This window comes from Microbacterium sp. CCNWLW41 (assembly GCF_037083505.1).
Window position 1 is genome coordinate 579,205 of sequence record NZ_JBAOJP010000003.1, and the last position, 13,807, is coordinate 593,011.

Here is a 13,807-nt window from a genome sequence, read left to right on the forward strand (position 1 = left end):
GCATGGCTCCAAAAGACCGTCTCGCGGTCGGGTCCGTCCTGCGCGTGTGGATGACACCTGCTCGCCTCTCGCGACGTGTTCGGGATCCCCACTCTATTTCAAATCTTTAGATTAAGTCCACACGGGGTCGGTGAATCGTCGTTCGAGGACCGCGACCGGTTTCCGCGCCGGGCGGACGGAGGCTGATCTGTATCCTCGGAACGGTCTTGCCCGGTAGCGGGGGAGACCTCCCAGCGCCGGCGATCGCGCTGGGGTCAATCCCGAGCTTCGCGGGTCTGCGCGGCCTCAGTACGGCCCACCCGTCGGCCGGCAGGTTCGGACGACGAACCAGGTAGCCACCCGCGGCCCCGGACCCGAAGATCTCCTCGGACGTGAACACCGTCGCTCCCTGCGGGCGCCGGTACAGGCCTCGCGTCTCCTGCATCGCCTCACGGTCCTCGTGCAGTCGTCCCAGCCAGATCCGGAACGCGGTGAAGACCCGCGCGGCCTGCTCGGTCGTCCACCACACGGGGAGCGCGTGCGCGTGGTGGCAGGGATTCTCGGGTCGTGCCTTGCGACGGTGCGGGATCACGAGGAACCAGCGGTGGTGTCGGTCGACGCACGTGACGAATCCGCCGACACCGTCTGGTCCGAACTGCAACTCGGTCGGGAGCACCTCGGGGTCCTCGCGCCTCCAGCGCCGCCAGAACTCCGTGTAGGCAGTGGGGTCCTTCTCGAGCTGGGTCGCCCACTGCCCGCATGCTCTGACGATCCTGACGGCCTGCTCACCGCCGATCCGCACGTGGTCGCCGTCGATGCCGCCCCCGCCGAGGAGGATGGTCGCGACCGCGGCGTCCGACGGGTGCTTCCGTAGCCGCAACCGGTACGGATGCGCCTCGCACAGCATCGCGTGCCCAGCCACCCACGCGGCAGGCCCCCACGCGTGTCGCGGGTACAGGAGCAGGAGCAGACCCATCCAGACCATCGCTGCGAATCCTGCGGGGATCAGCGCCAGGACGGGGATCATCGTCCACGTGAAGTGCTCGGATGTCAGCTGCGACGATGCGGTATCGACGAAAGACGGCGCGAAGGAAGCGAGCACAGCTGATCCGATCAGCAGCGCGACCCCGGACACGCGGTTCGTGAGACCGCTCATCCTCCGCAGACGCGCGCTGAGGTCGTTTATGCGCGGGACCGAGGCGGGCCGGTCGGAGAGCCGCTGCGTCTTGGCGTGTCCTCGACGGCGGCCCATGCCGAGTCGGGGTTGCCGGGCCAGGGGCGAGTCATGATGCCTCTCCTTCGATCTTCGAGCGCACCTGATCCGCACGGTGTCCGCAGGCCACGTAGACCCAGAACCCCATCGGCACCGCGACGACGCTCGCCGCGAACACCACGACGGGCTGCAGCCAGGCAGGAAGGCCGCCGACCGTCTCCGTCCCGAAGATCAGCTCACCGACGAGGCTGCACAGCGACGCCATCAGGAGCAGGATCCCGCCGCTGCCGATCACGAAGCCGAGCCCCCAGAGAAACGACCACACGCGATACGCGGACGCTCCTCGCCCCCGAGGACGGGCCGGTTTCAAAGCTGCAATCTCATTCGGCCATTGCTCCACGAGCACATCGTCGGCGAGGGACGCATCGAGCGTCGTGTGGCGCACGAGCACTTCGCGTCCGACGAGCTTGCGCCCCGCGCCCGCGCCGAGCAGCGGGGAGGGCACGGTCCGCAGCAGCGTCACGGTCCCGTCGGGTCCCTCTGCCTGTATCTCGATCACCAGGTCATCGTCGAAGTATCCGCCTTCGGGGGGCTCGTCCGACCGCGCAGAGATGATCACTCCGACGGCACTGCGCCCACTCTGGAGCTCGGCGCGCGTGGGGTGGGGTCGCGGCTCCGGCGGTGGCGCGTACTCCCGGATCGTACGACCGATCCGCTGGAGCGCCGCGCGGATCGGACGCCGAGGAGAAGGAGTTTCAGCCATGATCGATCCTCCTAACCCATCCACGACGGCCAGGCGACGAGCCGCGGTCGCCGGTCGTGACCTGTCGGAGGCCGCCCTTCGTTCTGTACTCGATGCGGAACCCCCGCCTGCGGGCTTCTCGGTCGCGGGACCCGAGTGGAGGGGACGCTCACCCGGCAGGACTTCTGCATCCCGGCTCTCACAGCCGGCTCCCGGTCCGGCTGATGCTCACCGCAGCTCGGTATCGGAGTCGATCAGGCAGGTATCGCACCTGCATCCGCTGTCCCGTCGTTGCCTCGCCGGCGATGGTGTCGCTGGCCCAGCGGCTGTTGCCCTGTTGGTCGGTGAACTTCACGGTGACCTTCGTGACCCGCTGATAGTTCATCGAATAGCCACGGGCTCGCGTGACGACACCGGTGGTGGTGACGCCCGAGCGTGCGACTCTCTGCTGTAGAGCCTCATTGCGCTGGGCGCGTCTGCGCAGCGGGATCGACACGATGATCGCGACGATGCCGGCGACGGCAAAGGCGACGAACTGGAGATGCCACCATTCCAGACCACCGGGTGACACTGCGCCGCCGAAGACGGCTCCGACGCCCATGGCGATGAACAGGCCCGCCAGCGGCCAGACGACGTACCGTGAATCCATCTCGTCCGGAGTGCCGAAAGCGATGAGGAACGAACCGCCCAGGAGCAGCGGCAGCGGCGGGATCACCAGGAACACGAACCACTCGGGCAGCACGGAGGCTTCTCCGGCCATCACGTGCGCCATGCTCACCGCTGCCGTCACGAACGAGAGCCCGAACAAGACAGAGGCGAGGATCCGGCGCGTGGAGTCTCGGTTCCACCAGCGGGATTCCGGGTCGACGAGGCTCATGACGGGGACCCCTCTCCGATGCTGCGTTTTCTGCTCTCCGCGCCGTCGTCCGTCCAGCCGACCAGCTGCACGTCGTCGAACGCCTCCGGATCGAGCGTGTTGTGGCGGAACCTGATCGGGCCGCCCACGCGGCGGTCGTGTCGTTCGCCGTCGAGGTGCAGCCGTCGACGCAGCGTCGTGCCGTCGGACAGCTCCGCGCTGATCCGCAGGTCCCACCAGGTCGCGTCATCGCCGCTGCCGGGATGCTCGATCGCTCGATCCACGGTGCCCGTCGCTTCTTGGCCGTCGGCGAAGCAGGCCCGCTGCCGTCGCGAGGTGGCGACCAGGCTCGCCGCCGTCCCGCTCGCGAGCACTCCGAGTGTGACGCCCCAGATCCACCAGTGCAGCCAGGGTTGGTCGACGTCGCTCACGCTCGACCAGATCGCGACCGCGATCGAGGCGAACGGGGCCAGGCAGAGCAGCGCGATGCCCACCAGCGTCATGAGCATGCCGAGGGTCTCGATCTTCGACCAGAATCGGATGCGCGCCCGGGTCTCCGGAGTACGCGCCGCGGCCATCCACTCCCGGGTCTGCTCGTCGGTCGCGATCAGGCCGATGAGGGAGAGCTGCTTCATCACGTTCATCGCCCGCGCCTCTCGGCTCTCCGGCGCAGCGTCGACCGGATCTTCTCCCGCTTCTTCGGCACCGGCACCGGCGTGACGATCACGTCGCGCGCCTCGCCGTCGCGGGCAGGGGACTCCGTGATGAGCACCCACTGGTGCTCCGCCGACTCGCCCCCGGTCTGGGACACCGGCAGGTGCAGGAAGTAGTAGCCACCCTTCGCCTGCGGGCCGAACAGCGTCTCCGAGGAGATCGGCCCTGAACCGGAGGGCGGCGTGCCCGTGCCGGCGAGCCACTGCTCGAACGCCTCGTGGATCCGGGCGGCTTGTCTGTAGCCCAGCCGGTGATCCAGCGCGATGTGGGTCGCCCAGGTTCCACCCTCGCCGTCGTCGTAGCTCACCGATGCCGGGTGGATCGAGTGTGCGATGCCGTGCTCGTAGATCCACTGGTTCTCGCTGTCCAACCGTCTCCATGCGCCCAGCCGCAGCGCCAGCACGCAGACCGCCACGAGCAGCCAGACACCCACCGCGATCCAGACGAGCCAGAGGAACCATGCCGGCCAGACCTCCACAGTCTCGCCGAAGAAGGACTTGTTCCACCCCTGGCCCGTCGGGTCCGTGACCGTCTGCTGGATGAGGAAGCCGAGCGCCGCCAGCGGCAGCAGCACCCAGAAGACCGGTGCCGTGACGAGCACAGTGCGGCGGAAGTCCTCGCTGCCCGCCCACGCGGCGACCTCGTCGACCGATTCCGGCCGAGGCACGGAAGAAGGGCGCTGGACGCCGGGCGCCCGTCCGGCGATCACGCGCTCCCAGATCTCGGCGTAGGAACCTGGCGTGGTCTGCATCGCGGCTCTCTCCCTCATCGTCCAGGAGTGCCACGGCGGCGAGTCGACGGTGGATCGCGTGGTGTTCGGGAGCGGCAGGTGCCGCCTCGACGGACACCGGTGACGCCCCTCTCTTCCTCGACAGTGTCTCATCGGGCGCTCTCCCGATCACAGCTCACGACGGGCGGATCGGCTCAGACGACCGCTCTGACGACCACTCCCACTGTGGTGTTTCCGCACTGTCGCCTCTGCTCGTGGAGCAGATTCGGGGAACTCCTGAACCCCGACGACGCGGGTGAAGGCTTCCCGCAGATTCCGTATCAGGAGGCCATCGAGGCGATGGGCCGTGCCGCCGATACGGGCGACGTCGACTCCATGCGCGGCATATGGAACGACGAACTGAAGGCCATGTTCCGTGACCCCGTCGTCATCGATCAGATTCAGAACGAGTTGGATTCCGGAGACCTGACGGTGCTCAGCCAGATGTTCTCCTGACGGAAGCCTCTACCGCTGACGGAAACGCGGTGGCGTCCCGTTTCACGAACACCTCACGCTTGCGGCTCGCGACATGCCGAGCGCCGCGCTCGGAGAGGCGACCACGACGGGGACACCCGCGACGGTGCATCGGGCGAACGGCGCCCGATGCAGAGAAGGTTGGCGGAACGCGGTGGAGATCCCTCATCGAGTGACCTGCGGCGCCCGTCAGGGGACCACCGGCTTCGTCCACTCGACGGTGTGACGGAAACCGAGCTGCCGACGGAGCATTGCTCCCGGCATCGTCTGCCGCAGGGCGGTGCGGATCTGGGCGATGGTGTACTCCGGATCCCGGACGGGGAACGGCGGAATCGCCGAGGCGGGCTGCTGCGCCACCCAGGGGTGCTTCACGAACCCGATCACCGGGTTCGTGAGCATCGAGGCCACGTCCCAGGCCTGGTCGACGACGGAATCGGGCCGGGCCAGCCCGACGCAGAGGAAGCGCCCGCCGGGCTTCAGGATCCGAGAGACCTGCCGGAGCGCCGGGACGAGGTCGAGGTGATGCAGCACCGCGATCATCGTGACCACGTCCTTGCCTGCGGGCACGCCTTCCAAAGGGGTCTCGTCCACGGTGACCTTCGGAAGACCCGCGCAGCGCGCAGCGCTCGCCTGGCGCATGGCGGGGTCGACGTCGATGCCGTGTGCCGCGGTGAAACGCCCGCCCAGCAGCGCGAGGAGCTCGCCTCGGCCGCAGCCGACGTCCAGCGCCTCGTTCCGTCCCGGGGGGAGGCGGCTTTCGATCCATGGATGGAAGGCGTCGTTGTGACTCCACGGGTGTCGGGCGTTCAGGGTGCGCATGGCGGCGGCGGCCCGGGCTCCGACTCCGGTACGCAGCGCATTCCTCACCTGCATGCTGGCCAGTGTCGCACGCCGTCTTCGGGGGAGCCTTGTGCGAGGCAGCTTGCCCCCGGCGGCGCTGCCGGGCGCCCTGTCCCGCGGCCAGGTCCTTCCTATGCTGGAAGCTCGGTGTCTCCGCGCGGATGAGTTCTCGCGGCAAGGAGACTTTTCGGGGATGCGGCCGTCGGTTGGGACCGATGCGGTCGCGGCTAGGGGAGCCCATGTTTCGTGTTGCTGTTGTCGAGGACCATCTGCTTCAGCGCAAGTACGCGACGGCGTTGATCAATGCGCAGTCGGACATGACCGTCGCGTACGACGGTGAAGACCTGCCGTCGTTCGTGAGCTGGGTGGGGGAGCAGCCGCCGTTCTCCCGACCGGCTCTCCTCCTGCTCGACCTCATGGTGGAGCGTGGCCCGAACGCGAGCCCGGAGCTCGTGAAGCGTCTGGTGGCTTCCGGAATGAAGGTCGTCCTGTTCTCCGGGTTGGCGTCCCCGCCGTTGGCCAGACAACTGATCCGGGCTGGAGCGAGTGGCGTCGTCGGCAAGCGGGACAGTGAGACGAGCATCCTCGCCGCGCTGCGCGCGGTGCTCGCCGGAGAGGTCTGGGTGTCTCCGGACCTCGCCGTTCTGATCGTGCAGGACCCGAACCAGCCGAGGCTCAGCGATCAGGAGGAACGCGCGCTCGTTCTCTTCGCGTCGGGTCTGTCGATCGATTCCGTGGCGCGCTCGATCGGCGTCAAACCCGGCACCGTGAAGAAGTACCTTCAGCGGGTGAGGGAGAAGTACGCGGCCGTGAACCGCCCGGTCCGGACTCGCGAGGAGCTCATCAGGGCTGCCGCGTCCGATGGGTACCTCATGTCGTTCGGATGACGTACATCCCGCCGCTCCCAGGTCGGGGCACTCCGTGAACCGTCACGAGGCACGCCGGGCGAGCGACCACCACCGGTTGTCAATTCGAGATCGGCTGACCGCGCGGAGTGGTCATTTTCGATCCGCGAACAACCGGGTCTCGTGTGTGCGCGATTGGCTCGAGCCGAGGGAGGCTGCGTGACGTTCCCGCCGATACGACCGGGCGGTGTCACGCATCGTCGGTCGTTCGGCGCGCGGCGTCCGAGCGACCCTGTGTCATCACGCCCGTGATGCGCGCACGTCCCTCGTGGCGATCGACGTCATGAGGCTCCGAGGAGCCTCATGATCATGCGAGAGGAATCACGTGCACGACAGGAATGGATGGAGCCTTCGCGGCTCGGATCGCACTGAGGGGGTGGCGATCGATCGGAGACGGCGCAGAGTCGGCATCCGGGGTACGAGGTCTCTCGCTGCGGTCGCCGCGATCTCGCTGCTGACGGTCGGGGTCTCGGGGGCCGCGTACGCGGTGGAGTCGTCGACTCCGCCGGCGCCGAACCCGCCGATGCCCGGGCAGTGCGAACTGGACCTGGCGCTGAGCCTGGATCTGTCCAACTCGGTGGATGACACGCAGTTGCAGCAAATGCGCGACGGCGTGACCGAGCTGGCTCAGGCATTGAGCGAGTACCCGGTGCGGGTGGCGCTGCACAACTTCGCGTCCAATGCGCCGGCAACCGGCGGTGGGATCAACGCGCCGCTGCCACTGACGGCTCTCGACGACGCGGGGGTCACGTCGGTCACCGACTGGGTGCAGGGCATCCAGCGCCCGGCATCGGCGCAGGGCGGTACGAACTGGGATCGCGCCTTCGCGGCGGTCGATGCGGCTGACGAGTCCTACGACGCGCTGCTGTTCGTCACCGACGGCAACCCGACCCAGTACAGCAGTCCTGCTCAAGGTCCGGGGAACTCCACGAACGCCGCCACGATCACGGCGGCCGTGGACTCCGCGAACGCGCTGAAGGCCTCGGGCACGCGGGTCGTGGGCGTCGGCCTGACCGACAACATCACGAACATGGACGAGTTCCGCGAGCACATGTCGCAGATCTCCGGCTCGGTCGAGGGAAGCGACTACCTGTCCACCAACTTCGAAGACCTGGCGGACGTCTTGCGGGCGCTGGTCGAGGAGAACTGTGCCGTCACGCCGTCACCGGCGATCGAGCTCGTGAAGACCGCGAGGCTCGCGCACGGAGCGACCGGCGCGGTCGGCGACACCGTCGAGTACACCTTCGCCGCGACGAACACCGGCGACCAGACCCTCACGGACGTCACCATCGATGACCCGAAGCCGGGCCTGTCCGACCTCGACTACACCTGGCCGGGCGAGCCGGGAGTGCTGGAGCCCGGACAATCGGTGACGGCGACGGCGACGTACCACGTGGCCGAGTCCGACCGTGACAACCGGGTCGTCCAGAACTCGGCGAGCGTGTCCGGCAACCCGCCGACCGGCCCACCGGTCACGGACGAGGACGCCGCCGAGCTGACGCTGCCGGATGATCCGGAAATCGAGCTGGTGAAGACCGGCGCGCTCGCGCAGGGATCGACCGGCGCGGTCGGCGACACCGTCGAGTACACCTTCACGGTCACCAACACCGGCAACGTCACGCTGACCGGGGTCTCGGTCACGGACAAGCTCGACGGCCTGTCTGCGCTCGTCTACGGCCCCTGGCCGGGCACCGAGGGCACGCTGCGGCCCGGGGAGCAGGTCACCGCGAGGGCGACTTACGTCCTGACCCAGGCCGACGTGAACACCGGCCTGGTCGAGAACACCGCGACGGCGACAGGTACGCCGCCCGCGGGCGACCCGGTCACGGATGAGGACGTCGAGATCATCCCCGTCGATCCCGCACCCGCGATTGAAATGATCAAGACCGGCGGCCTGGAAGCGGGCGCGACCGTCGCGACCGGTGAGCGGGTCGAGTACACGTTCACCGCTACCAACACCGGCAACGTGACGCTCACGAACGTGTGGATCAGCGATGAGCTGGCGGGCCTGGCGGAGATCGTCTACGCGTGGCCGGGGGCGACGGGCGTTCTCGCGCCCGGGCAGTCCGTCACCGCGACGGCGACCTATGCGCTCACCCAGGCCGACATCGATGCGGGCACGGTGCACAACGCCGCGACGGTGGCGGGCACCCCTCCCTCGGGCAAGACGGTCGAGGACGAGGATGAGCACGATGTGCCGCTCCCGCAGCTGCCGAGGATCGACCTGGTCAAGACCGGGGCGCTCGACGGCGACGGCGGGGCCGGGGACGTCGTGACCTACGCGTTCACGGTCACCAACACCGGAAACGTCACCCTGTCGGGAGTCGCGATCGACGACGCGCTGGCCGGGCTGTCAGAGATCGCGTACGCGTGGCCGGGTGAGGCCGGCGTGCTCGCGCCGGGCGAACGCGCCACGGCGACGGCGACGTACGTACTGACGCAGGCCGACGTGGATGCCGGCGGCGTCGACAACACCGCGACCGCGACGGGGAACCCGCCCAGTGGCGCGCCCGTCTCCGACGAAGACGACGTGACCGTTCCGGTGGTGCCCGGCCCCGGAATCGATCTGCGCAAGACCAGCGGCCTCGACCGGGGTGCGGGTTCGGTCGCCGGAGATCCGGTGACGTACTGGTTCACCGCCTCCAACACGGGCAACGTGACCCTCACCGGCGTCTCGATCAGTGATGAGCTGGCCGGGCTGTCGGAGATCGTGTACGCGTGGCCGGGCGAGGCGGGCGTGCTCGCGCCGGGTGAGTCGGTGACGGCGACGGCGATCTACACGCTGACGCAGGCGGATGTCGACGCGGGGAGCGTGGATAACCACGCACTCGTGCGCGGAACCTCGCCCGAGGGGCGGACCGTGCAGGACGAGGACGAGGTGACCACGCCGCTGCCGCAGCACGCGGCGATCGGCATCGTGAAGACCGGGAAGCTGAGCGGAGACACGATCACCTACACGTTCGTGGTGACCAACCGCGGCGCCGCCACCCTGTCGGGCGTCGAGATCGCGGACAAGCTTCCGGGCCTGTCCGCGATCGCCTACGGCCCGTGGCCGGGTGAGACCGGGTCGTTGGCCCCGGGCGAGCGGGTGACGGCGACCGCGACCTACATCGTGACCGGCGCGGATCGCAGCCGCGGGCACGTGGACAACCACGCCTCCGTGACCGGGGTGCCGCTGGTCGGGGATCCGGTCACGGCCGGGGACGACGAGCGGATCGGGGTCGGTTCGCTCGCAGTGACCGGTGCCGAGCCGGCCTGGGGCATCTCGACCTTTGCTCTGCTGCTGCTGGCAGGAGGCGCCATCCTGCTGCTGCTCCGCCGCCGCACCGCGGCGAGTTAGCGCGCCGGTGCCGGAGCGGTCCTCCTTCCGCGAGGGGCCGCTCCGGCACCTACACCGGCAGCACCGAGGCGCGCGGAGGTGTCAGTCACGGCGATCGAGACGGACTTTGTCATATGGACGGCGGTCGTTGGCACTCGGGTCCTATGGGCGTGGCGATGAGCGTTGCTCAGGTATCGACTCCAGCATCTCTGAGAGCAAGTCGAACGTCACCAGCGGAGTCTCGACCTCCAGCTCACGTTCCGACATGTAGGTGTCGATTCCCTCAATGACGATCATCGCCAGATCGACATCGCGGCCAAGGGATCTCTCGCACCAGTCGCGTTTTCTGCGGAGCCTCGTTCGCCATTCATGGCTGTCGGGCCCGAGCTTCTCTGCGATGTTCCGGATCTTGCCCATCGAGAAGATCGACTTGCATTCGAGGACGAACAGGGCGTCGCCCCGGATCGCGAGGACATCGATCTGGCCAGGGAGCTGCGCGCCAAGCGGCAGATGCTCACGCCCCGTCTGAGTCGTCCACGTTCCGCTCCGGTCCACCGGACCCGCGGTGAACCCATGGGCGCGAAGATGCTCCACGACCTTGTCTTCGAACGGTTGCGATATGACCCGCTCGCGGAGATCGGTTCGCTGAATCGCAGAGAGGAGCCACGGGGCGAGGGAGTCTGCGAGGAGGTAGGAACTGGTCCAGCATGCTCCGGCGGAATCGATGACCGGATAGGCCGCAACCTCTTCGTCGCTATTGATGAGCAAGGTCCGGGCTTCGGGATACCCGAGCACGCGTGACTGACCAGTCTCGGAGTAGATCTGCGTGGAGAACTGCTCCGAGATCGGCGCAAGCTCCGGGTCCCACGGCGCCAGGCGAATGATCAATGAGAGTCGAAGGTACAGGGCCAGCCAGATCGGTTCGGCTTCTCCAGTCGCGGGAAGTCGTGAGAGATGGGGAAACCTAGCGGCGGGAAGAACGTCGCCAGGGTCCGTCCTGTGCGAGACGATCTCCGCGATCGCCATGATGCTGCGGCTGAGGTCTGACACCAGGGCGCGCGCGTCGCCCGCCGTAGGGAGGCGCGCGCCGCTGATCTGAATCGTCACCGCGCGGTCCGGCTCGGTCGACGTCCACAGGGCCGCGAGGTCCTGCGCATCGGCCTCGTGACGGAGCCAACATGATGACACCAGTTCGGCGAGGTCAGTGAGTGCCCTGGACCTACCGGTCCCCGGCTTTCTCTGCAGCAACTCCAGTGCCCGTTTCACATGCGGACGGACCGCGTCCCCGGGCGCACGCAGCGAGTTCCAGAATGCGAGCAGAACGATCGAGGCCCACTCCGAATCGATCTCGGCAGCGAGTTCGCCGAACTTCGCTCGTAGCCGGATCTCATCGATCTCGTGGTCGTCGCGCATCTTGTCGAGAAGGGTGGAGAGGCCGGCGGCATCGAGCTGCGCGCGCCTTCCGACATGACGCAGCTCTTTCCTCACCGTCTCTCCGATCTTGCCGGCCGCCTGTCGTTCGGTCGCCGTCCTCGGTTCGGGTTCAGCCGGGGGGCGACGTCCATGCTGGGCAGTGTATCTGTCATGTCGAGGCGCCTCAGGTCAGGTCGGTTGTCGGCCCTTAGTCCTTCCTGAGCCGTTTGGACGGGCGCTCCACCCGACGTTGCCAGAGGAGCACCAGCGCATAACCGAGAGCGATCCCGATCGGCTGCAGCGTGAGCAGCAGCGGGGCAGGGAGCGTGCCGCGCAGGAACAGCACAGCGCTGCCGGCGAGGACGCCGTGCATGAGCATCCCCGACAGCAGCAGCGGGAGGATCGCCGTCGGGCGGAACGGTCCGCCGCGGCCGGCCGTCGTCGCCATCGCCCAGATGCTCAACGGCAGGAAGAGCAGTGTCGCCGTGAGGAGCCCGGGGTCGTACTCGCGCGATGCGATCGCGGGAACGATGTGCACGACGGCGTTGACCGCGATGACGCCCCACAGGGTGAGGGCGATCAGCCGCGATCCGGCGAGTATGGCCGCCAGCGGCGCGGCGACCCAGACGAGCGGAAGGTTAACGAGCAGATAGAACCCGGTGGGCAGGGCGCAGTCCGGGTACGGCTGCTGGCCGAGGACCGTGCACAGGGAGTCGGGGAAGGCGTGCACGACGCCGGTGGCGGAGATCCCGTACTCCTCGACGTTGTGCACCATGTAGGTCGCGACGGCGAGGAACGACAGCCAGCGCGTGTCCTGCCACCGAGAGCGCCCCGCGTCGGCGCGGAGCAGATCGGTGGCGAAGAGCAGGACGAGGAGCACGGCGGCGAAGCACAGGCCGATCCACGGCCACGCGTAGTCGAACCATCCGAACACGCCCACATGATAGGCGCGTGGCTCCCGATTCGCACAGAGCGGGCCGCGTGACCTCCCGACGGCGGCATAGCGGGGGTCGGTACGATGTCGGAGCCGGCGTGATCCGCTGCGCAGCGGCGGTCCGCCCGACATCGGCACCCTTCGAGAGGACACACGAACAGTGAGCGAGAGCAGCATCTTCGAGCCGGACGGCCGCGCGATCCCGTACTTCGACGAGGGCGTGGGCGACGGACCGTCGCTCGTCCTCATCCCGGGGCGCGGCGCAGAGGGCGGAGCGCTCGGCTCGATCGCGCACATCCTCGAGGGGGAGGGCATCCGCGTGCTGCGGATCGGCACCCGCTCGACCCCGGAGGGGGAGGAGCTCTCGATCGAGCAGCGCGTCGAGGACGCGATCGCCGTGATGGACCACGTGGGATTCGCGGGCGGCTGGATCGGCGGCCACGGTACGGGCGGCACCGTGGCGCGCTCCCTCGTGCTGGCGCATCCCGAGCGGGCTCTCGGCCTCCTGCTGCTGGGCGTCGAGGACGTCGAGGTGCCCCTGGCCCCGGCGATCCCGGTCCTCATCATCCAGGGCTCGGCCGACGACGTGACCCCGCCCGTGAACGGCGAGCGCCTCCAGGCGACGGCGCCGGATCGGGCGAGCATCGTGACGATCGACGGCGGCGGGCACCTCTTCCCCGTCACCGACCCGGTCGACACGGCGTTCGCGATCGAGGACTACCTCGCCTGGGACTGACCCGTCCCGCCGGTGAGGCGGCTCGCCCGCATCACCGGCGCGAGAGCAACGAGGTGATCCTGAGTCGGTTGCTGTCTACCCAGACGTCCGAGTACTCGACAGGACGGCCGTCGGCGAGATAGGTCACCTGCTGCAGATACTGCACGGGCCGGTCCTTCGGGATGTCCAGAGCCGCGCTCACGGTGTCGTCCGCAGCCTCGGCGGAGAATGTCCGACGCGCCGAGCCGATCTTGAGGCCGTAGCGGCCCTCCAGCGTGCCGAACAGCGACTGCGTCGTGAAATCGACCGTCTCGATGCCCGGGGCGAGATCCGTGCGGACGTAGTTGACGATCAGCGCCACCGGTCCCGCGTCGGTCGAGCGCACCCGGACGAGGCGGAGGGGGAGGCTCTCCCTGGGCAGGTCGAGCAGGGCGGCGACCTGTTGCGGCGCAGCGGTCGGTGCGCACTCCCGCACCGACGTCCGCGTCGCGATCCCCAGGCCGTTCAGGTCCTCGCTGAGGGTGCTCAGCCGCTGGGCGATGGCCGGCTCGATCGTCGGCGCGGTCACGAAGGTGCCGCGTCCTCGCACCTGGCGCAGAAGGCCCTCGTCGATGAGCGTCGAGAGCGCCCGGCGCAGCGTGCCGCGACTCACGCCGAGTTCGTCCGCCAGCTCCGGCTCCGGCTTGAGCCGGTAGTTGGCCGGCCACTCGCCCGCGGTGATGCGGCTGCGCATCCGATCAGAGATCTGCCGGTGCAGCGCGATCGGCAGATCCCGCTGCGGGGCGGCGTTCTCGGGGGCGGAGGGCGTGTGCATCGAGGTCTCTCCGGTGTGTGGTGCGCCGACATGGCGGCGGGGGTCATCAGCACCATATCCCGTCGCCGCGTCGGGGATTGACAGGCGTGGCCAGCGTCTCTATGTTCTTATATGTTCATA

The 13,807-nt window shown here is 68.5% G+C and carries 13 protein-coding genes; 4 read left to right on the top strand and 9 right to left on the bottom strand.

Features of this window, described 5'->3' with window-relative positions; translation table 11 throughout:
* Positions 1-106 precede the first annotated feature (106 nt).
* The 5 genes from V6R91_RS14380 to V6R91_RS14400 all read right to left on the bottom strand — a co-directional run bounded on the left by V6R91_RS14380 (position 107) and on the right by V6R91_RS14400 (position 4,255).
* Positions 107-1,135, bottom strand: coding sequence for a hypothetical protein (locus V6R91_RS14380; RefSeq protein ID WP_336395835.1), 1,029 nt, complete (start codon positions 1,133-1,135; stop codon positions 107-109).
* A gap of 127 nt (positions 1,136-1,262) precedes the next feature.
* Complete coding sequence (locus V6R91_RS14385) at positions 1,263-1,751, bottom strand: hypothetical protein (RefSeq protein WP_336395836.1); 489 nt, start codon at positions 1,749-1,751, stop codon at positions 1,263-1,265.
* Between the two features lie 382 nt (positions 1,752-2,133).
* Positions 2,134-2,811, bottom strand: a complete 678-nt coding sequence (locus V6R91_RS14390) for an NfeD family protein (RefSeq protein ID WP_336395837.1) — start codon at positions 2,809-2,811, stop codon at positions 2,134-2,136.
* Positions 2,808-3,434, bottom strand: a complete 627-nt coding sequence (locus tag V6R91_RS14395; RefSeq protein WP_336395838.1) for a hypothetical protein — start codon at positions 3,432-3,434, stop codon at positions 2,808-2,810. Before V6R91_RS14395 ends, V6R91_RS14390 begins: the two co-directional genes overlap by 4 nt.
* On the bottom strand, positions 3,431-4,255 hold the full coding sequence (locus V6R91_RS14400) for a hypothetical protein (protein WP_336395839.1): 825 nt from the start codon (positions 4,253-4,255) through the stop codon (positions 3,431-3,433). The genes V6R91_RS14395 and V6R91_RS14400 overlap by 4 nt, the downstream gene beginning before the upstream one ends.
* Before the next feature lie 204 nt (positions 4,256-4,459).
* Between V6R91_RS14400 and V6R91_RS14405 the strand changes: the two genes are divergently transcribed.
* Positions 4,460-4,729 carry a hypothetical protein gene (locus tag V6R91_RS14405; protein WP_336395840.1) on the top strand — a complete coding sequence of 90 codons (270 nt, stop codon included), beginning with the start codon at positions 4,460-4,462 and terminating at the stop codon, positions 4,727-4,729.
* A 207-nt stretch (positions 4,730-4,936) separates the two neighbouring features.
* Here the strand turns inward: V6R91_RS14405 and V6R91_RS14410 are convergent, their stop codons facing one another.
* Entirely contained in the window at positions 4,937-5,620 is a 684-nt protein-coding gene (locus tag V6R91_RS14410) for a class I SAM-dependent methyltransferase (protein WP_336395841.1), read from the bottom strand.
* Between the two features lie 206 nt (positions 5,621-5,826).
* On the opposite strand from V6R91_RS14410, the gene V6R91_RS14415 reads away from it, so the two are divergent.
* Together V6R91_RS14415 and V6R91_RS14420 are read left to right on the top strand one after the other, a co-directional pair.
* On the top strand, positions 5,827-6,474 hold the full coding sequence (locus tag V6R91_RS14415) for a response regulator transcription factor (protein ID WP_336395842.1): 648 nt from the start codon (positions 5,827-5,829) through the stop codon (positions 6,472-6,474).
* Positions 6,475-6,817: 343 nt separating this feature from the next.
* The gene (locus tag V6R91_RS14420; RefSeq protein WP_336395843.1) at positions 6,818-9,832 is read left to right on the top strand and encodes a DUF7507 domain-containing protein; all 3,015 of its coding nucleotides are present in this window, start codon (positions 6,818-6,820) and stop codon (positions 9,830-9,832) included.
* Positions 9,833-9,973: 141 nt separating this feature from the next.
* Here V6R91_RS14420 and V6R91_RS14425 read toward each other — a convergent pair whose 3' ends face one another.
* Positions 9,974-11,299, bottom strand: coding sequence for a hypothetical protein (locus V6R91_RS14425; RefSeq protein WP_336395844.1), 1,326 nt, complete (start codon positions 11,297-11,299; stop codon positions 9,974-9,976).
* A gap of 133 nt (positions 11,300-11,432) precedes the next feature.
* Entirely contained in the window at positions 11,433-12,158 is a 726-nt protein-coding gene (locus V6R91_RS14430; protein ID WP_336395845.1) for an HXXEE domain-containing protein, read from the bottom strand.
* A 160-nt stretch (positions 12,159-12,318) separates the two neighbouring features.
* Here V6R91_RS14430 and V6R91_RS14435 point away from each other — a divergent pair, with 160 nt between their 5' ends.
* On the top strand, positions 12,319-12,894 hold the full coding sequence (locus V6R91_RS14435) for an alpha/beta fold hydrolase (protein ID WP_271062051.1): 576 nt from the start codon (positions 12,319-12,321) through the stop codon (positions 12,892-12,894).
* A 31-nt stretch (positions 12,895-12,925) separates the two neighbouring features.
* Here V6R91_RS14435 and V6R91_RS14440 read toward each other — a convergent pair whose 3' ends face one another.
* On the bottom strand, positions 12,926-13,687 hold the full coding sequence (locus V6R91_RS14440; RefSeq protein ID WP_067247478.1) for a GntR family transcriptional regulator: 762 nt from the start codon (positions 13,685-13,687) through the stop codon (positions 12,926-12,928).
* Positions 13,688-13,807 lie beyond the last annotated feature (120 nt).